Here is a 22,529-nt window from a genome sequence, read left to right as displayed (position 1 = left end):
ATGCAGGGACTTTTCTTCGAAAGCGATACCGGCGCCCGCTTGATCATCCGCGCGATCGTCGTGCTGATTGGCTTCTGGACGGCCTGGCGCGCCGGCAAGGCGGTTGCCGAAGGCTGGAACGACTATCCGCTGACTGTCGTCTACACCTTCCTACTCGCCTGGGCGATGCAGTTCCTGCACCACGCCCTGTTTGATGGGCCGATGCTCAGCACCCTCTACTACTGCATCGATTTCGTAATGCTGCTGGTCTTCTCGACGGCCGGCTTCCGCTTTCGCCGTACCAATCAGATGGTCAACAACTATTACTGGCTGTATGAAAAAACTTCCGCGTTTTCGTGGAAGGACAAACATTGACAGTCCGTTGAAACTAGGCATGAATTGCCTTCAGAGTGGAACAGCTTTCCTAGCGCAGTCAATGGTGGGTAGTGCGCTGGGCCTTGGACCGGAACCCGCCCAAAAATTGGGAGTAACAATATGAAGAAGTCTCTTCTGTCGGCAGTGGCTCTGACGGCGATGGTCGCCTTCAGCGGCAACGCATGGGCCGACGTCCTCATCGCAGTCGCTGGTCCGCTGACTGGCCCGAACGCCGCGTTCGGCGCTCAGCTCCAGAAGGGCGCCGAGCAGGCGGCCGCCGACATCAATGCTGCTGGCGGCATCAACGGCGAGCAGATCAAGCTCGAGCTCGGCGACGACGTCTCCGACCCGAAGCAGGGCATCTCGGTCGCCAACAAATTCGTTGCCGACGGCGTCAAGTTCGTCATCGGCCACTTCAACTCTGGCGTTTCGATCCCGGCTTCGGAAGTCTATGCCGAAAACGGTATCCTCGAAATCACCCCGGCCGCTACGAACCCGAAGTTTACGGAACGGGGCCTCTGGAACACGTTCCGCACCTGCGGCCGTGACGATCAGCAGGGCGCCATCGCCGGCAAGTATCTTGCCGATCACTTCAAGGACGCCAAGATCGCCGTCGTTCACGACAAGACACCTTACGGTCAGGGTCTTGCTGACGAAACCAAGAAGGCGATGAATGCCGCCGGTCTGACGGAAGTCATGTACGAAGGCATCAACGTCGGCGACAAGGACTTCTCAGCCCTCATCGCCAAGATGAAGGAAGCCGGCGTCTCGATCATCTATTGGGGCGGCCTGCACACGGAAGCCGGTCTCATCATCCGCCAGGCCGCCGATCAGGGCCTGAAGGCAACGCTGGTTTCGGGCGACGGTATCGTTTCGAACGAACTGGCCTCGATCGCTGGCGACGCTGTTGCCGGTACCTTGAACACTTTCGGTCCTGATCCGACGCTGAACCCGGCCAACAAGGAACTCGTCGAAAAGTTCAAGGCCGCCGGTTTCAACCCGGAAGCCTACACGCTCTATTCCTATGCTGCGATGCAGGCGATCGTCGGTGCCGCCAAGGCTGCCGGTTCGGTGGATCCTGAGGCTGTTGCTACGGCCATGAAGGAAAAGGGTCCGTTCCCGACGGTTCTCGGCGACATTTCGTTCGACGCAAAGGGCGACCCGAAGATCCCTGGTTACATCATGTACGAATGGAAGAAGGGCGCGGACGGCAAGTACACCTACGTCCCGCAGGGCAAGTAAGCTTTCGCTACCTTTGTGAGCGATGACTATCGAAGCCCGGTTCCGACCGGGCTTCTTTCTTTTTGCGAAACGTTCCAATTTCCGCCGGGCTGGTCTAAAGTTCGTCGCGATCTTTCGGAATCGCTCCTCGCGCTTTAGGTCTTTGTTTTTACGCAAGTCGTTAGCGCAAAACCGCTGCACACTTTTGCGCGACATGCTTTAACTCTCGTCATCCTTTTGAAGCGTCGAGTGGAGCCGCCCATGTCTAAACCCCGCATTCTCGTCACCCGGCGCTGGCCAGCCGCGGTGGAGGCCGTCCTTGCCGAACGTTTCGATGTGACGCTCAACGGCAACGACAGTCCGCTCGGCGAATATGAGCTGAGGCTGGCGCTTTCTACCTATGATGCGGTGCTGCCGACGGTTTCCGATCGGTTGCCGGTCGCCGTCTTCGAAGGCGCGCCTGTGGTCACTAAGATCCTCGGAAATTTTGGCGTCGGCTATAATCATATCGAGATATCAGCCGCCAGGGCGAAGGGCATTGCGGTGACGAATACGCCCGGCGTGCTGACCGACTGCACGGCCGATATCGCCGTGCTGCTGCTGCTCTCCGTTGCCCGGCGCGGCGGCGAGGGCGAACGGCAATTGCGCGGCGGCGAATGGACGGGCTGGTGCCCGACCCATATGATCGGCACCAAGGTAACCGGCAAGACGGTCGGCATCATCGGCTTCGGCCGGATCGGCAAGGCGTTTGCGCAACGCTGCCATTTCGGCTTCGGCATGGACGTCGTGTTCTTCAATCGCTCGACCGTCGATCCCGCGGAGGCGGCGCGGTACGGCGCGCGGCAATTGCCGGCGATCGAGGATGTGCTGGCGGCTGCCGATTTCGTTTCGTTGCACTGCCCTGGCGGAGCAGAGAACAGGCACCTGATGAATGCGGCGCGGCTTTCGACGATGAAGCCGAATGCTTTTCTCATCAATACCGCGCGCGGTGACGTGGTGGATGAGATGGCGCTCATTGCAGCACTTGAAGCGGGGACGATTCGTGGCGCCGGGCTTGACGTCTATGAGGCGGAACCTGACGTGCCGAAGGCGCTGCGGCGGATGGAGAACGTCATGGTGCTGCCGCATCTCGGCAGCGCTACGGAAGAGACGCGGACTGCCATGGGTATGAAGGTGGTCGACAACGTGACGGCATTCTTCGAGGGCAGGGACCTGCCGGATCGGGTGGCTTGATGCGGTTGTCGTCCCGTCCTCACATCTCGTGCAGCACGTGCGTGGCCTTGACGGCTGCTGACGCCCGGTTCTCAACGCCGAGCTTCACGTAGATCTGTTCGAGGTGCTTGTTCACCGTGCGCGCCGACAGTCCCAATATTTCGCCGATGTCGCGGTTAGCCTTGCCTTTGGCGATCCAGAGCAGAACTTCGGATTCGCGCTGGGTGAGCGAGAAGCGCTGGCGCAGTGCCTCGTCGTCGCGCCGCTGGTTGGCGGCGGTCAGGCGGAAGAGATATTCGTCAGGCCCGATTGCGCCAAGGAAGGCGAGTTGCAGCGCCGCCTGGCCGGCATGGGCGATAGAGATAACGCTATCGCGCACTGCGGCTGCGCGGTCGCGCATCCAGCCCGCGATATGGCGGACGACGATTTCCATGCCGTCGTCGCTGCCCATGGCGGCGTTGACGAGCCGTGTTGCTTGCGGCGTCGACCAATGGATGGCGCCATCGCCTTTGACGGCCAGCAAATGGCGGCCGGCTGCGTCGAGCGCGACGCGGGCGCTTTGGGCCGAGCGAGCATTGCGCAGATGGACACGAATGCGGGCGCGCAGTTCGTCGATATTGATCGGCTTGCTGAGATAGTCGACACCGCCGGATTCCAGCGCGTGCACGACATGTTCGGTCTCGGTCAGGCCGGTCATGAAGATGACGGGCACCTGCGCCACCGCGGCATTCGCCTTCAGCCGGCGGCAAGTCTCGAAGCCATCCATGGCGGGCATGACGGCGTCGAGCAGGATGAGATCGGGGGTGATGCGCTCGACGATACCCAGGGCCGCGGTGCCTGACGTGGCGATCAGTACGGAAAAGCCGGATTGTTCGAGCGCGTCGGTCAGGAAGCCGAGCGCTTCGGGCGAGTCGTCGACGAGCAGAACGATGTCGCGAGGGAGGGCCGGCTCAGCCAATGGGTTCCACCTTTTCGTCGAAGTCGTGCAGGAAGGTCATGAAGCCGGCGAGATCGAAGGCGGCGACATAGGCGCGAAGTTTCTCGGTGAATGGCTGATTTGCCTCCACCCTGGCAAGGTCCGAAAGCTTGGCTTCGATGCCTCTGATATAGCCGATCTCACCGAGCCGCAGCAATTCCTGCACATGGGCAGCACCTGGGCTCGGCATCGGCGCTTGGGTCTTAACGGGAACTGCGGGTGCAGCGTCGGCATAGACCCATTTCAACCCAAGATGCAAAGCGAGCTTGTCGCGGAGCTGGCGGATGTCGACCGGCTTGCCGATCGCATCATTGTGGCTGTCGTCACTGTCGCTGAGAACAGCGGCATCACCGATATTGGCCGAGAGCATCAGCACCGGCGCTGTCTGGCCGGCCTCGCGCAGACGCGAGACGAGCTGCCAGCCGTTCATGCCGGGCATCAGGATATCGACGAGGAAGAGGTCCGGCATGATGCCTTCGATCAGCGTCAGGCATTCGGCGCCGCCCGCCGCCGTCAGCATGATGAAATCGAGGGGTGCCAGGATTTCGCGCATCATCTCGCGATGGTCTTCGTTATCGTCGACGATAACGAGCGTGCGGCGCGGGCCGTCATAACCGGCGATGCGCTTCTCCTGCGGCGCGGCGGCCACGGCGCGCATGACGGCCGATAGCATGAGGCGGACGCGGAAAGTCGAGCCCTCGTCCTTGACGCTCGAAACCGAAATCTCGCCGCCGAGCGTGTTGGTCAGAAGCCGGGTGATGGTGAGGCCGAGGCCGAGGCCCGGCATCGGCCGCACGCTTTCGGCCTCGCCGCGCTGGAAGGGTTCGTAAATGCGGGGAAGATCTTTCTCGGTGATGCCGCGGCCGGTATCGGCAACGGTGAAGGTCGCCACCTGGTTGCGATAGCCGACATCGAAGGTGACGCTGCCTTCGTCGGTAAACTTGATGGCATTGGAGAGCAGGTTGACGAGGATCTGGCGCAGCCGCTTTTCGTCGGTACGGACGAATTGCGGCAAGGCCGGCGAGCGCTCGTGGATGAAGACGAGGCCTTTTGCCTGCGCCTGCGGGCGGAACAAATCGACGATCTGGTCGAGGAAATCCTGGATGTTGATCTCATTGGAGTAGACCTGCAGGCGGCCGGCCTCGATCTTGGAAATATCGAGCAGGCCGTCGATCAGTCCGGAAAGGTGTTCGGCGCTGCGGCGGATGACCTTGATCGAGGATTGACGTGGCGCCGGGATGGTTTCGTCGCGCTCAAGGATCTGGGCATAGCCGAGCACGGCGTTGAGCGGCGTGCGCAGTTCGTGGCTCAAGCCCACGACGTAGCGGCTCTTGGCGCGATTGGCGGCCTCTGCCGTCTCCTTGGCGCTCTGCAAGGCGGTGTCGGTCTTCTTGTGGGCGGCGATCTCCTTGAGCAGCAGCGTATTCTGGCGCGAGGATTCCTCCTCGGCGACGACGCGGCTGTCATGGGCGAGCACATAGAACCAGCAAACGACCCCTGATATCACCGAGAAGACGAAGAAGACGATGAGGATAGTGCGGTTGACGACCTCGGCTGTTTCAGGCGAGGCGGCGGCGACCTGATGGGCGATCATCGCCAGGATTGCGCCGATGGCGGTCAAGGCCAGCACGACGGCGATGCCGTAGCGGCCGAGTCGCGTCGTCAGCTTCCCCAGAATGGCGTCGGGCAGCAGTACCTTGGCGACGGTGCCGACCTGCGCGTTGAAACGGGCGGCCGGCTTGCACATGTCGTGGCAGCGGCTGTCGAGCGAGCAGCAGAGCGAACAGATCGGCGCGGCGTAGGCCGGACACCAGGCCATGTCCTCCGGCTCGAACGGGTGTTCGCAGACGGAGCAAGTGATGTTCGTCAGGTTCTTCCAACCGTGTCGCGGCTTGCGGGCGAGGTAAAACTTGCCTTTCGTCGCCCAAGCGAGCACCGGCGAGGCGATCAGCGCGATGACGAGGGTGATATAGGGAGCGAGCGAGGCGGCGATCTCGCCGAAGGCACCGAAATGGGCAATCAGCGACACCGTCGCCGACAGCGTCATGGCGCCAAGGCCGACCGGGTTGATGTCGTAGAGATGGGCACGCTTGAACTCGATGCCGGGTGGAGCGAGGCCAAGGGGCTTGTTGATGAAAAGATCGGCGGAGATCGTGCAGAGCCAGGCCATGGCGATGATCGAGAAGATGCCGAGCGTTTCCTCCAGCAGCCGGTAGATGCCAAGCTCCATCAAAAGCAGGGCGATCGCGACGTTGAAGACCAGCCAGATGACGCGGCCAGGATGGCTGTGGGTCAGCCGCGAGAAGAAATTCGACCAGGCGAGCGAGCCGGCATAGGCATTCATCACGTTGATCTTCAACTGCGAGATGACGACGAAGGCGGCCATCAACAACAGCGCAGCGTTGTGCCAGGGGACCATGTAGCCGAAAGCGGTCAGATACATCTGCGCCGGGTCCGCGGCACGATCAAGCGGCACGCCCGAGGCAAAGGTCAGCACGACGAGGAAGGAGCCGGCAAGCAGTTTCGGCGCGCCGATAATGACCCAGCCGGGTCCGGCGAGAAAAACAGCCAGGCGATGGCGCCACTTGCGCTGCGGGTCCGGCGGCAGGAAACGCAGGAAGTCGGCCTGTTCGCCGATCTGCGACATCAGCGCCAGGATAACGGCAGAGGCAGCACCGAACTCCACCAGATCGAAATCGGCGATGGTGCCGGGCGGACCGGAGGCATGGCGGATGCCGGCAAAGGCGCGCCAGAGATCGAACTTTTCCCAGTCCAAACAGGCGATGAAGATGAAAGGCAGGATATTCAGCACGATCCAGAAGGGCTGGGTCATCAGCTGGAACTTGCTGATCAGCCGCACGCCATGCGTCACCAGCGGGATCACCATGACGGCGCTGAGGATGTATCCGATCCAGAGCGGGATGCCGAGGGTGAGCTCCAATGCGCCGGACATGATCGAAGCCTCGATCGCAAACAGCATGAAGGTGAAGCTCGCATAGATCAGCGAGGTGATGGTCGAACCGATATAGCCGAAGCCGGCGCCGCGCGTCAGAAGATCGATGTCGACGCCGTGGCGGATGGCGTAGCGGCTGATCGGCAGGCCGATCGCCAGCATCGCGATGCTTGCGACGATAATGGCATAAAAGGCGTTGGTGGTGCCGTAGGAGAGGGTGATTGCGCCGCCGATCGCCTCGAGCGCCAGGAAAGAGATTGCGCCGATCGCCGTCTGCGAGATGCGTTGCGAAGAGAAATGGCGTGCGCTCTTTGCGGTGAAGCGCAACGCATAATCTTCCAGCGTCTGGTTGGCGACCCAGCGATTGTATTCGCGTCTTACCGGAATGATGCGTTGGCGCGCTGCCATGTCTTCCTTTCAGCATTCCGGTTGGGGCTCATCGTCTTCCAGCGAGTTTTGGCGGGATGGAGCGGAAAGGCAAGAGGCGGACGCCGGGTGGTTCACAGAATGGCAATATTTTTGAAATTGACCTGTCACACAAGAACTCTACCTCTCCCCGCGTTCGTTCAACTATTTCGGGTATTCCATGTCTGCTTTAAGCCTTTGCCGCCTGAGCACCGCCCTCGTCTGCCTTGTTTCCATCGTGCCTTCGTTTGCCAGCGCCGATCAGGCCACGGCGGCGAAAGCGCCCTATGCCGAAGCCGGAAACACCAACAAGCGCGGGGACGCCTGCTTCTCGACGGTCGACACCAACGCCGCCGTTCACCTCCTCTCCGGCTTCCTTGAAATCTGGACCCCGCGCACGTCCTTCGTCGATGCAGGTGTCGAAGCCCCGGCCAAGGACAATTGCCCGGCGGTCGCCAAGACGGATTGGGATGGCATTCCCTCCAGCAAGACCGACGGCCATATCGTCAACCAAGCCGTCCATGACGCCAACATCGCCTATGTCGTCAATGCGACGCGGGCGCGGACGGCCGATCAGGCGGTGGCCGCCTATCTCGACGACCGGCGCGGCAAGAATGCTAGCATCGTCGATGGCCTCGGTCCGCTGACGGATGCCTGGAAAGCCGGCTCGAAGCAGACCACCACGATCACCGAAGTGGCGGCTGATGCAACGACGGTCAAATATGACGACAAGGGCAACAATCGCGGCGCCGGCAGCAAGCGGGATACGGAAAACAAGACCGATGCAAACCCGGACATGGGCCTTGCTATCGATTTCATCAACGCCGCAAGCGGTGACGGCTCGACGGAACCCGCCAAGCGCTATTTCAAATATGGCCGCCCCTATCGCTGGAGCCAGGACGTGTCGGTCGTCCCGACGCTTGAGCCGGCCAAGAGCGGCAAGCCGGTCGAGGACGGCGGTTTCCCGAGCGGGCATACGGCGGAAGCCTGGCGGGATGCGCTTGCCATGGCCTATCTCGTGCCGCAGCGCTTTCAGGAAATGATCACGCGTGCCAGCGAACTGGGCGAGGATCGCATCCTCGCCGGCATGCATTCCCCTCTCGACGTGATGGGTGGCCGGATGCTCGGCACTGCGACGGTCGTCTATAATCTGAACAAGGCCGACAATGCCGCGCTGAAGAGCGATGCGTACACCCGGGCACAGTCATGGCTCCTCGCCAAATCAGGCGTTGCCGATGCGGGCGCGCTTGCAGTCGCCGCGCATGCGGCGCCGCTCGCCGCAGACCGTTTTGCCGATCATGACGCCAATCGCGCTTACGTGCTGCAGCGCCTGAGCTACGGAATGCCGACGATCCATGCGACCGATCAGCCGGCTCGCGTGCCGCAGGGCGCTGAAGCGCTTCTCGAAACGCGCCTGCCCTATCTCGACGTCGAACAGCGCCGCGACGTGCTGAAGACCACCGAAATCGCCTCGGGTTATCCGCTCATTGACGATGCGGAAGGTTACGGTCGTCTCAACCTGTTTGCCGCCGCCGATGGTTACGGTGCCTTCGAGCAGGATGTCACCGTGACGATGGACGCGGCAAAGGGCGGCTTCAATTCGATCGATACCTGGCGCAACGACATCGCCGGCAAAGGCAGGCTGGTAAAACGCGGCAGCGGCACTCTCGGGCTTTCGGGCGCCAACAGCTATGCCGGTGGCACCGTGCTCGAAGACGGCGCGCTGGTGGCTGGATCGCCCTCGGCCTTCGGTGCCGGCGCCCTTACGGTCAATGGCGGTTCGCTCGTCGTGGCGGCAGACAAGCCTTTGATCGTAGGCGGTGATTATCAGCAGCTCGCCCATGCAACGGTAAAGCTGGCGCTCGGCGCGAACGGCGCCGGCACGCTGGCCGTCGAGGGCAAGGCTGCGCTCGCCGGCGATCTCGAGGTGACGCTTGCCGATGGCATTACCCCTATACCCGGAACGAAGATCGAGATCCTGAAGGCGGGTGGTGTCGTCGGCACCTTGGGTAAGGTCACCGTTTCCGAGCACAAGGCCAGCCTCTCTTACGGCCCGACAGCCGTCATCTTGACGATCGACGAATAATTCTTCGCATAGAACCGACAGGGCATCTCCCGCTGGGGGGATGCCGCTTTCTTCGATCTGTCCGTTTGCCCCCGCGCCTACGTCATTTTGCGTATGTGTTTTTGCGATGCAGCACCCGATAGTCCCCTCGGCAACAGTTAAATTCCGTTTCCGGCCTGTTGCGGAACAAGAAGAGGGGCTCAACCAGATGAATCTCAGATCCACGATCACCGGCGCTGCGCTCGGTGCCGTCATGGCGGCATCGGCCGCATTCCACGGCGCGGTGGCCGCCGAGGACACGATTAAAGTCGGCGTATTGCATTCGCTTTCCGGCACGATGGCGATTTCCGAAACCACGCTGAAAGACGCCATGTTGATGCTCATCGACGAGCAGAACAAAAAGGGCGGCCTTCTCGGCAAGAAGCTCGAGGCCGTCGTCGTCGATCCGGCTTCCGACTGGCCGCTGTTTGCCGAAAAGGCCCGTGAACTGATCCAGAAGGACAAGGTTGCCGCCGTCTTCGGTTGCTGGACCTCGTCCTCGCGCAAATCCGTGCTGCCGGTATTCGAAGAGCTGAATTCGCTGCTCTTCTATCCCGTGCAGTATGAAGGCGAAGAATCCTCGCGCAACATCTTCTACACCGGTGCTGCTCCGAACCAGCAGGCCATTCCGGCCGTCGACTACCTGATGGAAAAAGAAGGCGTCAAGCGCTTCGTTCTTGAAGGGACCGACTACGTCTATCCGCGCACGACCAACAAAATTCTCGAGGCATACCTGATTTCGAAGGGTATTCCGAAAGAAGACATCATGACCAACTACACGCCGTTCGGCTTCTCCGACTGGCAGACCGAAGTTTCCAAGATCAAGGAATTCGGTTCGGCTGGCAAGAAGACCGCCGTCGTCTCGACGATCAACGGCGACGCCAACGTTCCGTTTTACAAGGAACTGGGCAACAAGGGCATCAAGGCAACCGACATTCCTGTCATCGCCTTCTCGGTCGGCGAAGAAGAACTTGCCGGTCTCGACACCAAGCCGCTTGTCGGCCATCTCGCTGCCTGGAACTATTTCGAGTCGGTCGAAAGCCCGGCCAACAAGAAGTTCATCAAGGACTGGCACGCATACACCAAGAACGACAAGCGCGTGACGAACGACCCGATGGAGGCTGCGTATATCGGCTTCAACGCATGGGTTAAGGCCGTCCAGGCTGCCGGCACGACCGATACCGACAAGGTTCTCGACTCCATCATCGGCGTCAGCGTTCCGAACCTCTCCGGCGGTTATGCGACCGTCATGCCGAACCACCACATCACCAAGCCAGTGCTGATCGGTGAAATCCAGGCCGACGGCCAGTTCGAAATCGTCCAGCAGACGCCCGCCGTGGTCGGCGACGAATGGTCCGATTACCTGCCTGATTCCAAGGACCTGATCTCCGATTGGCGCAAGCCGATGTCCTGCGGCAACTTCAACGTCGCTACCGGCAAGTGCGGCGGCAAGGGTTCCTGAGTACGACCCCGGTCAGATGATTGCCTGAAGACTTCCGTCCGGGTTTGATACCGGGCGGAAGCTCCGTCCCAGCGATTGCGCCGCGAGGCCAACACACTCAAGGGCGAGAAAGCTGATGTATCGCGCCATAAAGATTTTCCTCATCACGCTCTGCCTGACGTTCTCGGGCCTGACATTTTCCGGCCTCGCATTTCCGGGCCTGGCAACATCGAGCGAAGTTCGGGCAGAGGACGATATCCACGTGCTCATCGATGCGCTCGGCGCCGGCGACTTCCCGGAACGCGAGGCGGCCATCAAGGCGCTGGTCGCCTCCAAGGACCCGCATGTCAGCCAGATCCTGCAGCAGTTGAGCACCGGCTTTCTCTACGTCAATTCCGATGGCGGCCCAGTGCTCCTCCAGGGCGGCACCGATGACGAACCGACCTATTCCGATCCGATCACCGGCGAAGCCGCTGCCGATGTCGATCCGGATCTGATGACCAAGGTCAAGATCAACAATGCACTTCGCGGCGTCATCAGCGCCGCCACCAGCCAGCTGACGCTGATGAGCCCGGACCGTTCGGCGCGGCTCGCGGCGGCGCAGGGCCTGCTGAAAGACGCCAATCCCGCCAATCTCGACCTGCTGAACGCGGCGCTTGCGGCTGAAAAGGACGCCGAGATCAAGAATACGATGGAAGCGGCGCGCGCAGTGCTGCTGCTCAAGACGGATGCGAGCGTCGAAGACAAGAAGGCTGCGATCGATACGATCGCAGCTCGCGGTAATCGTGATGCACTGACCATTCTCACGACCACACTCGAAACTGCGCCCGATGATCTGAAGCCGGCGATCCAGGCAGATATCAGCACGATCAATCGCAGCCTGGCGCTGTGGGATGTCGTCCAGAACGTCTGGTACGGATTGTCGCTCGGCTCGGTGCTGTTGCTTGCCGCGATCGGCCTTGCCATCACCTTCGGCGTCATGGGCGTCATCAACATGGCGCATGGCGAAATGGTGATGATCGGCGCCTACACCACCTACGTGGTGCAGGAATACATTACCTCGACCTTTCCCGGTGTGGCGGACTATTCGCTTGCCTTTGCCGTGCCTGCCGCCTTCGTCTTTACCGGCTTCGTCGGCCTTGTCATCGAGCGCGCCGTCATTCGCTATCTCTACGGCCGCCCGCTCGAAACGCTGCTCGCCACCTGGGGCGTGTCGCTGATCCTGCAACAGGCCGTGCGCAGCATCTTCGGCCCAACCAACCGCGAGGTCCGCAATCCGACCTGGATGTCCGGTGTCTTCGATCTCGGCGGGCTCTCCATCACCTGGAACAGACTGTGGATCATCGTCTTTTCGATGGTCGTCTTCGTAACGCTGCTCCTGCTGCTCAAGCGGTCAGCTTTCGGGCTGCAGATGCGTGCCGTCACGCAGAACCGCCGCATGGCATCGTCGATGGGCATCCGCACAGGCTGGGTCGACGCCTTCACCTTCGCGCTCGGTTCGGGCATTGCCGGTATTGCCGGGGTGGCGCTCAGCCAGATCGACAACGTCTCGCCGAACCTCGGCCAATCCTACATCATCGACAGCTTCATGGTGGTCGTCTTCGGCGGTGTCGGCAATCTCTGGGGCACGCTGGTCGGGGCGCTGTCGCTCGGCGTCGTCAACAAGTTCCTCGAGCCCTTCGCCGGCGCCGTGCTCGGTAAGATCCTGGTGCTCGTCCTCATCATTCTCTTCATCCAGAGGCGTCCCCGCGGACTCTTCGCACTCAAAGGAAGGGCGGTGGAAGCATGATAACGGCCTTCCTTCTCCGATCACTCGATCGTAAGATCGTCATTGCCATCGCCCTGCTGCTTCTGGTCGCGGTTCTCGTGCCGGTGCTGAACCTGATGACCGGGCCGACCAATCCGCTGCACGTGCCGACCTATATCATGTCACTGTTCGGCAAGTATCTGACCTATGCGCTGCTGGCGCTGGCGCTCGATCTCGTCTGGGGCTTCTGCGGCATTCTCTCGCTCGGCCACGGTGCCTTCTTTGCGCTCGGCGGTTATGCGATGGGCATGTATCTTATGCGCCAGATCGGCACCCGCGGCAGCTACGGCGACCCAATCCTGCCCGATTTCATGGTGTTCCTGAACTGGAAGGATCTGCCCTGGTTCTGGTACGGCTTCAACCACTTGTGGTTTGCGGCGCTGATGGTGCTCGTCGTGCCCGGCCTGCTCGCCTTTGTCTTTGGCTGGTTCGCCTTCCGCTCACGCGTCAACGGCGTCTATCTCTCGATCATCACCCAGGCGATGACCTACGCGCTGCTGCTGGCCTTCTTCCGTAACGACATGGGCTTCGGCGGTAATAACGGCCTGACCGATTTCAAGGACATTATCGGCTTCAACGTCCAGGCTGACGGCACGCGTGCAGCCCTGTTTGCGGCAACCGCGGTCTTGCTGGCGCTGTCGCTGCTGCTTGCCTCGGCGATCGTTCGTTCGAAGTTCGGCAAGGTGCTGGTCGGCGTGCGTGATGCCGAAAGCCGCACGCGCTTCCTCGGTTACCGCGTCGAGCATTTCAAGCTCTTCACCTTCGTCGTCTCGGCGATGATGGCGGGCATTGCCGGCGCGCTCTATGTGCCGCAGGTCGGCATCATCAATCCCGGCGAATTCGCTCCTGCAAACTCGATCGAAGTGGTCATCTGGACAGCGGTCGGCGGACGGGCGACGCTGATCGGACCGATCATCGGCGCGATCCTCGTCAATGGCGGCAAGACGATCTTCACCGGCCTCTTCCCGGAGTTTTGGCTGTTTGCGCTCGGTGGTCTCTTCGTCGCCGTCACTCTGTTTCTGCCAAAGGGTGTCGTCGGCACGATCGCCCAATATCTCGGCAGGCGGAAAGCCGTCTCCAAGGCTGCCCCACCGGTGGCGCAGGAAGACGGCATCGAACCTAAAATCCAGGCCGCGGAGTGAGCAGCATGATCCCCGACGTCAAACCCACCAGCGTGCTTTATCTTAACGGCGTCTCGGTTTCCTTTGACGGCTTCAAGGCGCTGAATTCGCTGTCGATCGTGATCGAGCCCGGCGAACTGCGCGCCATCATCGGCCCGAACGGGGCCGGCAAGACCACGATGATGGATATCATCACCGGCAAGACGCGGCCCGATGAGGGTGAAGTGTTCTTCAATGGCATGATCGACCTTACCAAAAAGGACGAGGCCGATATCGCCGAGCTCGGCATCGGCCGCAAATTCCAGAAGCCGACGGTCTTCGAAAGCCACACGGTCTGGGACAATCTGGAACTGGCGCTGAACCGCCGCCGCGGCGTGTTCTCGACGCTGTTCTATCGGCTTTCGCGCGGGGACAAAGCACGCATCGAAGAAATCCTCGAAACGGTGCGGCTGACGTATCGGCGCGACGAATTCGCCGCCAACCTCTCGCATGGGCAGAAGCAGTGGTTGGAGATCGGCATGCTGCTGGCGCAGGAGCCGAAGCTCCTGCTCGTCGACGAGCCGGTGGCCGGGATGACGGATGCGGAGACGGCGGAAACGGCGATCCTGCTCAAGGACATCGCCAGGACCCGCTCGGTCGTCGTCGTCGAACACGACATGGGCTTCATCCGCGACCTCGGCGTCAAGGTGACCTGCCTTGCCGAAGGCTCGGTCCTGGCTGAGGGATCAATCGACTTTGTGAGTTCCGATCCGAAGGTGATCGAGAACTATCTGGGGCGGTGAGGGATGATGCGTCGATTGAATGTTGGTGGGTGTGTCACCCCTCTTCAACCCCTCCCCACAAGGGGGAGGGGCTTAACCTGGGCGCTCGCTCATCACTACGATTGCCAGCTTTCTTATGATCTCTTGGGAAGTGGGACGGTAGCTCCGAGCTTGTCCCTCTCCCTTGTGGGGAGGGGTTGGGGAGGGGTCTTTTTGGGACCCACAAAGATTCTGGAGACGGCATCATGCTGACAGTCGAAAACGTAAACCTGCACTATGGCGCCGCCCAGGCGTTGCGTGGCATCTCCGTCAAGGCGGAGATGGGAAAGATCACCTGCGTGCTGGGGCGGAACGGCGTGGGGAAGAGTTCGCTTCTGCGCGCCGTGACCGGCCAGCATCCACTGTCGGCCGGCACCGTTACCTTCAATGATACCAGACTCAATGGCCTGCCGCCTTTTGCCCGCGCCAAGCAGGGCATCGGCTATGTGCCGCAGGGGCGCGAGATCTTCCCGCTGCTGACAGTCAAGGAAAATCTCGAAACCGGCTTTGCTCCGCTTGGCCGCGGCGACCGGAATATTCCCGACGACATCTTCAGTCTCTTCCCGGTGCTGAAGTCGATGTTATCGCGTCGTGGCGGCGATCTTTCCGGTGGCCAGCAGCAGCAACTGGCGATCGGACGCGCCATGGTGACCCGGCCTCGGATTCTCGTGCTCGACGAGCCGACCGAGGGCATTCAGCCGTCGATCATCAAGGATATCGGCCGGGCCATCCGTTACCTGCGCGATTCCACCGGCATGGCGATTCTGCTTGTCGAGCAATATCTCGACTTTTGCCGGGAGCTTGCCGATTACGTCTACATCATGGATCGGGGCGAGATCGTGCATGAAGGCCTTGCCGAAACGCTGGATACGCCGGAGGCCCGCCGTCACCTGACCGTCTGATCGGCAAATGCTGCATTTTTCGGCAGCTAGCAGAGCGCCTTTCAAATCTTCCAGCTCCGCTGCGGGTATCCCTGGACGGCATGGGACTTGCTTGCTTTCCGTTATCCGCGCGATGGAATGAAACCGGTGGCGCGACCGAAAGGGACGGTACGATGATTGCGGCGGCAGGGACGAGACCGCAAAGAGCGGAGGGACGCGGGCATCTGGCGGCAAAGCTGTTTGATGGCCGCACGCGTCTGCGTGAACTCTATCAGGAGGGCGCGGCGAAGATCCGCCTGCCCGATACGTTCGATGCCTCGATGGAAGCCGTCATCATCAACACAGCAGGCGGGCTGACCGGCGGCGACCGGATGGACTGGAGCGTCGTGGCCGGTCCCGCCACGAAGATCGACGTCACCACCCAGGCCTGCGAGAAGATCTACAAGGCGTCGGCCGGCACGGCCGAGGTGACGACCAGCATTAAGGTCGGAGCCCAAGCGAGGGTCGACTGGCTGCCGCAGGAAACGATCCTCTTCGATCGGGCCGCACTTTTCCGCAGGCTCGATGTCGATCTTGACGAAGGCTCCGAATTTCTGGCCGTCGAAGCTGTGTTGCTCGGCCGCAAGGCGATGGGCGAGACGGTGGAAACCGGGCTGTTTCGCGACCGCTGGCGCATCCGACGCTCGGGTCAACTGATCCACGCCGAAGAGCTCAGACTTTCCGAAGGTGTCTCGGCACTGGCGGCGCGGCAGGCGGTGCTCGGCGGACAGGTGGCCTTTGCGACGCTGCTTTATGCCGGGCCGCTTTCGGAAGCCTATCTCGGCAGGGTGCGGCCGCTCATAGAAGGATCGATGGGCGGTGCGAGCGCCTGGGATGGCAAGCTCGTCGTCCGTCTTGCAGCGGCCGACGGCTTTGCACTTAGAAAAATCCTGATCCCGGTCATTTCCGCCTTGCGCAATGGTGCGCCTGTGCCGAAAGTCTGGAATCTATGAGTTCAATAGGCAGGTAGACGATGAACCTCACTCCGAGAGAAAAAGACAAGCTGCTGATATCCATGGCGGCGATGGTGGCGCAGCGGCGGCTGGAGCGTGGCGTCAAGCTGAATTATCCCGAGGCGATCGCGCTGATCAGCGATTTCGTCGTCGAAGGCGCCCGCGACGGCCGTCCTGTCGCCGAGCTGATGGAGGCCGGCGCCCATGTGATCGGCCGCGACCAGGTGATGGAGGGCATTGCCGAGATGATCCATGACGTGCAGGTGGAGGCGACGTTCCCGGATGGAACCAAGCTCGTCACCGTGCACGAACCGATTCGGTAAGGAGACAGGGATGCTCGAACTCAGGCCCAACTGCGAATGCTGCGACAAGGATCTGCCGCCGGAGAGCACCGAGGCACGGATTTGCACCTACGAATGCACCTTCTGCGCCGATTGCGTCGACGACGTGCTGAAGGGTGTCTGCCCCAACTGCGGCGGCAATCTCGTTGTCAGGCCTATTCGGCCGGCGGCGATGCTCGTCAAAAACCCGGCGTCGACAAAGCGTGTGCTGAAGGCCGAGGGCTGCGCGCCCAAGGCGGCTTAAGGAGGACGAGATGATTCCAGGCGAGATCATTGCCGCAAGCGGCGACATCGAACTGAATGCCGGCGCGCCGACGGTGACGTTGGATGTTTCCAATACGGGCGACCGGCCGGTGCAGGTCGGCAGCCACTATCATTTCGCCGAGACCAATGCCGGGCTCTCCTTCGATCGCGCGGCAGCGCATGGCACGCGGCTCGATATTCCGGCGGGAACGGCCGTGCGCTTCGAGCCGGGGCAGACGCGTTCGGTTACGCTCATCCCGCTTTCCGGCAAGCGCGAAGTCTATGGCTTCCGTCAGTTGGTAATGGGCAAGCTTTAACGGGAGAGGCGCATGCGCTTGAACATTTGCCTCATCGGGGCGGCGATGCTGGTAGCGGCTGGTACCGCCTCCGCTCAGGATGTCGATTGCAACAATCCGAAGACGCAATCGGAGATGACCGCCTGCGAGGCGGCGCGTCACGAGACCGCCGACAAGGCGCTGAATGCGCAATATAAGAAGACGCGTGCCGCCATGGTGGCGATCGACAAGGATCTGGATGGCGACATGAAAGGTGCGGAACAGGCGCTGGTCAAGGCTCAGCGCGCCTGGATCGATTATCGCGACGCCGAATGCGATGCCTTCGGCTTTCAGGCCCGCGGCGGCACGCTGGAGCCGATGCTGGTTGTTGGATGTCTCGCCGACATCACCGACAAACGCACGAAAGAGCTGAAAGAGCTTGAAGACACGATGAGCAACTAAGGTGACCAAGAAGATCATGATCGTCGGCAATGGCGAGATCGCAGAGAAAGAGGCAGGCGTCATCGATGCCGCTGATTTCGTCATCCGTTTCAATGATTGCCGTTCCTACGGGGCTGGCGGCAGCCGCACGGATGCCGTCGCGGTCTGCAATACCGGCCGGCCGGCAAAGGCGATGCTCGGTTCGCCACAATGGCGTGCCCATCCCGGCGTCGTTTCGGCGCGCGAAATCTGGAGTGTGCGCGATCCGGAAAAATTCGCCGCGATGCGGGCGCCGCTTGCCGTCTCACATCCGGAACTCGACGATTTCTGCGACGACTATACGGATGAATTCACTGCCTTCTGCGCTGATACCGGCAAGACGCATGTCGTCATCGGCAAGGCGGTCCACGAGGCTGTCGATGCCTCGCTGTCGGCCTTCGCGCCGGCGCCTTACATTGTGCCGAGCAGCGGCATGATCGTCATTGCCGAGGTGCTGAACAGCTATGCCGATGCCGAGGTGACGCTTGCCGGGTTCGGTCATGTCGGCTGGGAATGGCACCCGTTTGCCGCCGAAAGGCAGCTTGTCGATGCCTATATTGCCGCGGGCCGCCTCAAGCGGCTTAGCGGGGAAACGCTTATCTCTTCCTCCCATGGAGCCTGATGGATGCCCTACAAGATCTCGCGCGCCGCCTATGCCGGCATGTTTGGACCGACCACCGGCGACAAGGTGCGCCTTGCGGATACGGAACTCTTCATCGAGATCGAGAAGGACTTCACCACCTATGGCGAGGAGGTGAAGTTCGGCGGTGGCAAGGTCATTCGTGACGGCATGGGCCAGAGCCAGGTGACGCGGGCGGATGGTGCGGTCGATACCGTCATCACCAATGCCGTGATCGTCGATCACTCCGGCATCTACAAGGCCGATATCGGGCTTAAGGACGGGCGCATCGTTGCGATCGGCAAGGCGGGCAATCCCGATATGCAGCCTGGCGTCAATATCATCGTCGGTCCGGGCACGGAGGCGATTGCCGCCGAAGGCAAGATCGTCACTGCTGGCGGCATGGACAGCCATATTCACTTCATCGCGCCGCAACAGATCGAGGAAGCGCTGATGTCAGGCATGACCTGCATGCTCGGCGGCGGCACGGGACCGGCGCACGGCACGCTTGCCACCACTTGCACGCCCGGTCCCTGGCATCTCGCGCGCATGATCGAAGCGGCCGACGCCTTCCCGATGAACCTCGCCTTTGCCGGCAAGGGCAATGCGTCGTTGCCGGGGGCGCTGACCGAGATGGTGCTGGCCGGCGCCACCTCGCTGAAGCTGCACGAGGATTGGGGCACGACGCCAGGCGCTATCGATTGCTGCCTGTCGGTCGCCGACGAATATGACGTGCAGGTGATGATCCACACCGATACGCTGAACGAAAGCGGCTTTGTCGAAGATACGATCAGTGCCATCAAGGGCCGCACCATTCATGCTTTCCACACGGAAGGGGCGGGCGGTGGGCACGCGCCTGACATCATCAAGATCTGCGGTCAGCCGAACGTCATTCCGTCGTCTACCAACCCGACCCGGCCCTATACGGTCAACACCATCGCCGAACATCTCGACATGCTGATGGTCTGCCATCATCTGTCGCCGTCGATCCCCGAGGATATCGCCTTCGCGGAAAGCCGCATCCGCAAGGAGACGATCGCCGCCGAGGATATCCTGCACGATATCGGCGCCTTCTCGATCATCTCGTCCGACAGCCAGGCCATGGGCCGCGTCGGCGAGGTGGCGATCCGCACCTGGCAGACGGCCGACAAGATGAAGCGGCAGCGCGGCCGGCTGAAGGAGGAAAAGGGCGATAACGACAATTTCCGCGTCCGCCGTTATATCGCCAAATATACGATCAATCCGGCGATCGCTCATGGCCTCAGCCATGAGATTGGCTCGGTTGAGGTCGGCAAGCGTGCCGACCTGGTGCTCTGGAATCCGGCCTTCTTCGGCGTGAAGCCCGACATGGTGCTGCTCGGTGGCTCGATCGCCGCCGCGCCGATGGGGGATCCGAACGCGTCGATCCCGACGCCGCAGCCGGTGCACTACCGGCCGATGTTTGCTTCCTATGGCAAGAGCCTCACCAATTCCTCCGTCACCTTCGTCAGCCAGGCCTCGCTCGACGGTGGCTTGAGGGGCCGGCTCGGCGTCGCCAAGCAACTGGTCGCGGTGAAGAATACGCGCGGCGGCATCTCCAAGGCATCGATGATCCATAACGACCTGACACCCGAGATCGAGGTCGATCCGGAGACCTATGAGGTCAGGGCAAACGGCGAATTGCTGACTTGCGAGCCGGCGACGGTGCTGCCGATGGCGCAGCGCTATTTCCTGTTTTAGGCCGGCTCGCTCCGTGCGTCCCGGACGGTTCCGATGAGAACAGGCATCCGCTGGGTTTTACGGATCGTATTCCTGCTTGTGCTTTTGGTGGCTTGCGGAAGCTTCATTCCCCGGCCGCTGATTGCCCCGGTCAAGGCGTCGTCTGTGGCCGCGACGCATCGGATTCTCCTGCTGTCGGGACCGATCCACACCGATATTGCAATTCCGCTCGACGAGGAGGCGCGGAGTGCCTTTTCCTTTCTCGTCGATGACGGTTTTCCGCTCGGCCATCCGGATGCGGAATGGCTCATCGTCGGCTGGGGCGGCCGCGCCTTCTATCTGGAAACCCCGACCTGGGCGGAGCTGAAACCGCTGCCGGTGCTGCGAGCGCTGACAATCGACCGTTCGGTCCTGCATGTGGACCTTGCCGGTCATATCACCGAGCCGCAGTCCAGTGTTGCGCCATTCGATGTCAGTGACGATCAATTGGCGCGGCTGCGCAATTTTATCTCAGACAGCTTCGTTCGCGACGCGGGCTCGGTGGTGCCGATCCCGGATGCAGGTTACGGCGAAATCGACCGGTTCTTCGAGGCCAAGGGATATTTCAACGCCCTCTTCGGCTGTAACACCTGGACGGCTGCAGCGCTGCGCTCTGCGGGGCTTCGGACCGGCTTGTGGAACGCGTTTCCACAATCATTGCGATTGTCTGTTGCTGTCTACAATTGAGGCAGCCGATGGCCGTCCCGCTCTTAAAGTGAATTGTGAAGGGCACTCTCCATTCGGTTGTAAAAATCGTTGAAGAAACCGGTATTTTCTCCAGATAGATCATTCTGAAACAGCCCCATTCCCTGACCCCGTAAATCTGTTTTAAATCAATCGCCTAAGTGTGTCTGCGTACTGTCCGATTCAGGGATTGGAAGGCTGCATCTCCTGCTAGAAAAAATCTGTCCACCGAATCGTCTAAAACCGTTCGAATTTTAACGAGTCGATTAAGACACCCGCAGCAATTCGGCTCTTATCAATGTCTTGAAACGCCGGGCAGGAAGGTCGATTCTCATGAGAAACTGGATGTCGCTGCAGGCCGATTTCGGCAATTTTCAACATCGCAGGAATGTCTATCTCTTTGCGTTGAAGATGAGCTTTCTTGCAGTCATTCTCTCCGGCGTTATCATTTCGCTGACGATACCGCCGCTCGGCTTTTTCGGGCTGCTACCGATGACACTCGCGCACGCGATCGGCTTCGGAGCCATTTTTTCCTGGCTCGTTGGTGGGACGGTTTCCGGCATGCTATCGCTGGCCGCCGGTTTTGCCCTGCATGAGTTGACGCTGTCGCGGGCGGAGTTTGAAAAACTCAGCCGAACGGACACGCTCTCCGGACTATTGAACCGGCGCGCTTTCACAGAGGCGCTTGAAAACACCGAGGGCAACGCCTCGCTTGTTGTTTTCGATGTCGACCGCTTCAAGGCGATCAACGACCGCTTCGGCCATGCCTGCGGCGATGCCGTCATCACCGCGGTCTCGGCGATGCTCATATCCGCCTTCGATGAGATGTCCGTCGTGGCACGGTTGGGTGGGGAGGAGTTCGGCGTCATCGTCTCCGGCGAGCCGCTGGAGGCGCGGATGGAACGCGTCGAAGGTGTTCGAGCCCGGATCGCAAGCGGCGCCATCGCGGCCGAGGGGCACGATATCCGCATCACCGTTTCCGGCGGTGTTGCCGACCTCGCCGCCGGGCGCAACAAGCAGGCGGTCTACGCTTCGGCTGACCGGGCGCTCTATCTCGCCAAGGCGCTCGGGCGCAATCGCGTCGTACACGAGCGGGAAGGCTTGCATCATGCATGGCACGGGCTCGTCGACAATAGCCCCGATGCCGAGGGCAGGGGAACCGAGGGCGACAACATGATGCAGGCTTACGGAATATAAAAGCCCGACACGCGCACAAAGACCATTGGTGCTTGCATCGGGAAAGGCTATTTTGCATGGTCGTCGTCTCAGCAAAACGGACATATCATGCAGCGCGTTACCTCCTATCTCCCCGCCGGAACCCCGTCCTCCCATCCGACCGTCCAGGTCAAACTGCCGCACGATCTGCGCCATCTGCGCCGAAAGCTGCTGCATCTGGAAAATGGCGAGATGGTCATGCTCGATCTCAAGGACCCGGTGCTTTTCGCCAACGGCGACCTGCTGGTGCGCGACGACGGCGAACTGATCGAGATTCTCGCGGCTGATGAGAAGCTCTTCGAAATTCGCGGACGCAACCGCATGCACCTGGTCGAGCTTGCCTGGCATCTCGGCAACCGTCATCTCGCAGCCCAGATCGAGGAAGACCGCATCGTCATCCTGCGCGATCATGTCATCCGCACCATGCTGCAGGGCCTCGGCGCCACCGTCCTCGATATCGATGAGCCGTTCCAGCCTGCACGGGGAGCCTATCATTCCCATGGCGACCATTCGCATGAGCGCGATCATGATCACGGGCACATTCCTAACCAGGGTCATGACCACGATCATGAACATGGCTACGAGCATGAGCATGAGCACCGCCACGATCATGGTCATGACCATGACCATGATCACGGACATCACGGCCACAAGCACGACTGAAACCT

The 22,529-nt window shown here is 61.1% G+C and carries 21 protein-coding genes; 19 read left to right on the top strand and 2 right to left on the bottom strand.

Annotated features, from left to right (window positions below; genetic code table 11):
• From J3O30_RS17660 to J3O30_RS17650, 3 genes are all read left to right on the top strand, one after another.
• Nucleotides 1-354 carry a DUF6867 family protein gene (locus J3O30_RS17660; RefSeq protein WP_207581534.1) on the top strand — a complete coding sequence of 118 codons (354 nt, stop codon included), beginning with the start codon at nucleotides 1-3 and terminating at the stop codon, nucleotides 352-354.
• 120 nt (nucleotides 355-474) lie between these two features.
• Nucleotides 475-1,596 carry a branched-chain amino acid ABC transporter substrate-binding protein gene (locus tag J3O30_RS17655; protein WP_207581533.1) on the top strand — a complete coding sequence of 374 codons (1,122 nt, stop codon included), beginning with the start codon at nucleotides 475-477 and terminating at the stop codon, nucleotides 1,594-1,596.
• Nucleotides 1,597-1,836: 240 nt separating this feature from the next.
• Entirely contained in the window at nucleotides 1,837-2,808 is a 972-nt protein-coding gene (locus J3O30_RS17650; RefSeq protein ID WP_207581532.1) for a D-glycerate dehydrogenase, read from the top strand.
• Nucleotides 2,809-2,827: 19 nt separating this feature from the next.
• Here the strand turns inward: J3O30_RS17650 and J3O30_RS17645 are convergent, their stop codons facing one another.
• Nucleotides 2,828-3,745 (bottom strand): response regulator transcription factor, encoded by a 918-nt coding sequence (locus tag J3O30_RS17645; protein WP_207581531.1) that lies wholly within the window; start codon nucleotides 3,743-3,745, stop codon nucleotides 2,828-2,830.
• Entirely contained in the window at nucleotides 3,738-7,124 is a 3,387-nt protein-coding gene (locus J3O30_RS17640; protein WP_207581530.1) for an ATP-binding protein, read from the bottom strand. Before J3O30_RS17640 ends, J3O30_RS17645 begins: the two co-directional genes overlap by 8 nt.
• A 178-nt stretch (nucleotides 7,125-7,302) precedes the next feature.
• On the opposite strand from J3O30_RS17640, the gene J3O30_RS17635 reads away from it, so the two are divergent.
• The 16 genes from J3O30_RS17635 (at nucleotide 7,303) to ureE (ending at nucleotide 22,524) form a co-directional block, all read left to right on the top strand.
• Nucleotides 7,303-9,207, top strand: a complete 1,905-nt coding sequence (locus J3O30_RS17635; RefSeq protein WP_207581529.1) for a phosphatase PAP2 family protein — start codon at nucleotides 7,303-7,305, stop codon at nucleotides 9,205-9,207.
• A gap of 187 nt (nucleotides 9,208-9,394) precedes the next feature.
• On the top strand, nucleotides 9,395-10,687 hold the full coding sequence (urtA, locus tag J3O30_RS17630) for an urea ABC transporter substrate-binding protein (protein WP_164014049.1): 1,293 nt from the start codon (nucleotides 9,395-9,397) through the stop codon (nucleotides 10,685-10,687).
• 115 nt (nucleotides 10,688-10,802) lie between these two features.
• Nucleotides 10,803-12,455: an urea ABC transporter permease subunit UrtB gene (urtB, locus tag J3O30_RS17625; RefSeq protein ID WP_207581528.1), complete on the top strand. Its 1,653-nt coding sequence runs from the start codon at nucleotides 10,803-10,805 to the stop codon at nucleotides 12,453-12,455.
• The gene (gene urtC / locus J3O30_RS17620) at nucleotides 12,452-13,615 is read left to right on the top strand and encodes an urea ABC transporter permease subunit UrtC (RefSeq protein WP_207581527.1); all 1,164 of its coding nucleotides are present in this window, start codon (nucleotides 12,452-12,454) and stop codon (nucleotides 13,613-13,615) included. Before urtB ends, urtC begins: the two co-directional genes overlap by 4 nt.
• Before the next feature lie 5 nt (nucleotides 13,616-13,620).
• Nucleotides 13,621-14,376, top strand: a complete 756-nt coding sequence (urtD, locus tag J3O30_RS17615; RefSeq protein WP_207581526.1) for an urea ABC transporter ATP-binding protein UrtD — start codon at nucleotides 13,621-13,623, stop codon at nucleotides 14,374-14,376.
• 224 nt (nucleotides 14,377-14,600) lie between these two features.
• Nucleotides 14,601-15,296 (top strand): urea ABC transporter ATP-binding subunit UrtE, encoded by a 696-nt coding sequence (gene urtE, locus J3O30_RS17610; RefSeq protein WP_207581525.1) that lies wholly within the window; start codon nucleotides 14,601-14,603, stop codon nucleotides 15,294-15,296.
• A 152-nt stretch (nucleotides 15,297-15,448) separates the two neighbouring features.
• A complete protein-coding gene (locus J3O30_RS17605) occupies nucleotides 15,449-16,267 on the top strand; it encodes an urease accessory protein UreD (RefSeq protein WP_207581524.1) in 819 nt (272 codons plus the stop codon).
• 20 nt (nucleotides 16,268-16,287) lie between these two features.
• The gene (locus J3O30_RS17600) at nucleotides 16,288-16,590 is read left to right on the top strand and encodes an urease subunit gamma (RefSeq protein ID WP_028743291.1); all 303 of its coding nucleotides are present in this window, start codon (nucleotides 16,288-16,290) and stop codon (nucleotides 16,588-16,590) included.
• A gap of 10 nt (nucleotides 16,591-16,600) precedes the next feature.
• On the top strand, nucleotides 16,601-16,852 hold the full coding sequence (locus J3O30_RS17595) for a DUF1272 domain-containing protein (protein WP_207581523.1): 252 nt from the start codon (nucleotides 16,601-16,603) through the stop codon (nucleotides 16,850-16,852).
• Nucleotides 16,853-16,862: 10 nt separating this feature from the next.
• Nucleotides 16,863-17,168 carry an urease subunit beta gene (locus tag J3O30_RS17590; protein ID WP_207581522.1) on the top strand — a complete coding sequence of 102 codons (306 nt, stop codon included), beginning with the start codon at nucleotides 16,863-16,865 and terminating at the stop codon, nucleotides 17,166-17,168.
• Between the two features lie 12 nt (nucleotides 17,169-17,180).
• A complete protein-coding gene (locus tag J3O30_RS17585) occupies nucleotides 17,181-17,588 on the top strand; it encodes a lysozyme inhibitor LprI family protein (RefSeq protein ID WP_207581521.1) in 408 nt (135 codons plus the stop codon).
• Between the two features lie 16 nt (nucleotides 17,589-17,604).
• Complete coding sequence (locus J3O30_RS17580; RefSeq protein ID WP_207584363.1) at nucleotides 17,605-18,228, top strand: Urease operon accessory protein; 624 nt, start codon at nucleotides 17,605-17,607, stop codon at nucleotides 18,226-18,228.
• A 3-nt stretch (nucleotides 18,229-18,231) separates the two neighbouring features.
• Complete coding sequence (gene ureC, locus J3O30_RS17575) at nucleotides 18,232-19,944, top strand: urease subunit alpha (protein ID WP_207581520.1); 1,713 nt, start codon at nucleotides 18,232-18,234, stop codon at nucleotides 19,942-19,944.
• Nucleotides 19,945-19,977: 33 nt separating this feature from the next.
• Nucleotides 19,978-20,649, top strand: coding sequence for a TIGR02117 family protein (locus J3O30_RS17570; RefSeq protein WP_207581519.1), 672 nt, complete (start codon nucleotides 19,978-19,980; stop codon nucleotides 20,647-20,649).
• Nucleotides 20,650-20,979: 330 nt separating this feature from the next.
• Nucleotides 20,980-21,843 (top strand): GGDEF domain-containing protein, encoded by an 864-nt coding sequence (locus J3O30_RS17565; protein ID WP_207581518.1) that lies wholly within the window; start codon nucleotides 20,980-20,982, stop codon nucleotides 21,841-21,843.
• Nucleotides 21,844-21,930: 87 nt separating this feature from the next.
• A complete protein-coding gene (gene ureE / locus J3O30_RS17560) occupies nucleotides 21,931-22,524 on the top strand; it encodes an urease accessory protein UreE (RefSeq protein ID WP_207581517.1) in 594 nt (197 codons plus the stop codon).
• Nucleotides 22,525-22,529: the final 5 nt, after the last annotated feature.

This window comes from Rhizobium sp. NZLR1 (assembly GCF_017357385.1).
GTDB lineage: Bacteria > Pseudomonadota > Alphaproteobacteria > Rhizobiales > Rhizobiaceae > Rhizobium.
The sequence above is the reverse complement of the archived record's forward strand: the minus strand, read 5'-3'. Positions and strand labels throughout refer to the sequence as shown.

Excerpts from the sequence above, each read along its gene's own strand:
- J3O30_RS17600 (WP_028743291.1), top strand. The coding sequence starts at position 16,288 with ATGAACCTCACTCCGAGAGAAAAAGACAAGCTGCTGATATCCATGGCG.
- urtE (WP_207581525.1), top strand. The coding sequence starts at position 14,601 with ATGCTGACAGTCGAAAACGTAAACCTGCACTATGGCGCCGCCCAGGCG.
- urtA (WP_164014049.1), top strand. The coding sequence starts at position 9,395 with ATGAATCTCAGATCCACGATCACCGGCGCTGCGCTCGGTGCCGTCATG.
- urtB (WP_207581528.1), top strand. The coding sequence starts at position 10,803 with ATGTATCGCGCCATAAAGATTTTCCTCATCACGCTCTGCCTGACGTTC.
- J3O30_RS17580 (WP_207584363.1), top strand. The coding sequence starts at position 17,605 with ATGATCGTCGGCAATGGCGAGATCGCAGAGAAAGAGGCAGGCGTCATC.
- J3O30_RS17595 (WP_207581523.1), top strand. The coding sequence starts at position 16,601 with ATGCTCGAACTCAGGCCCAACTGCGAATGCTGCGACAAGGATCTGCCG.
- J3O30_RS17590 (WP_207581522.1), top strand. The coding sequence starts at position 16,863 with ATGATTCCAGGCGAGATCATTGCCGCAAGCGGCGACATCGAACTGAAT.
- urtD (WP_207581526.1), top strand. The coding sequence starts at position 13,621 with ATGATCCCCGACGTCAAACCCACCAGCGTGCTTTATCTTAACGGCGTC.
- urtC (WP_207581527.1), top strand. The coding sequence starts at position 12,452 with ATGATAACGGCCTTCCTTCTCCGATCACTCGATCGTAAGATCGTCATT.
- J3O30_RS17650 (WP_207581532.1), top strand. The coding sequence starts at position 1,837 with ATGTCTAAACCCCGCATTCTCGTCACCCGGCGCTGGCCAGCCGCGGTG.
- J3O30_RS17640 (WP_207581530.1), bottom strand. The coding sequence starts at position 7,124 with ATGGCAGCGCGCCAACGCATCATTCCGGTAAGACGCGAATACAATCGC.
- J3O30_RS17585 (WP_207581521.1), top strand. The coding sequence starts at position 17,181 with ATGCGCTTGAACATTTGCCTCATCGGGGCGGCGATGCTGGTAGCGGCT.
- J3O30_RS17605 (WP_207581524.1), top strand. The coding sequence starts at position 15,449 with ATGATTGCGGCGGCAGGGACGAGACCGCAAAGAGCGGAGGGACGCGGG.
- J3O30_RS17635 (WP_207581529.1), top strand. The coding sequence starts at position 7,303 with ATGTCTGCTTTAAGCCTTTGCCGCCTGAGCACCGCCCTCGTCTGCCTT.
- J3O30_RS17660 (WP_207581534.1), top strand. The coding sequence starts at position 1 with ATGCAGGGACTTTTCTTCGAAAGCGATACCGGCGCCCGCTTGATCATC.
- J3O30_RS17655 (WP_207581533.1), top strand. The coding sequence starts at position 475 with ATGAAGAAGTCTCTTCTGTCGGCAGTGGCTCTGACGGCGATGGTCGCC.
- J3O30_RS17570 (WP_207581519.1), top strand. The coding sequence starts at position 19,978 with ATGAGAACAGGCATCCGCTGGGTTTTACGGATCGTATTCCTGCTTGTG.
- ureC (WP_207581520.1), top strand. The coding sequence starts at position 18,232 with ATGCCCTACAAGATCTCGCGCGCCGCCTATGCCGGCATGTTTGGACCG.
- J3O30_RS17565 (WP_207581518.1), top strand. The coding sequence starts at position 20,980 with ATGAGAAACTGGATGTCGCTGCAGGCCGATTTCGGCAATTTTCAACAT.
- ureE (WP_207581517.1), top strand. The coding sequence starts at position 21,931 with ATGCAGCGCGTTACCTCCTATCTCCCCGCCGGAACCCCGTCCTCCCAT.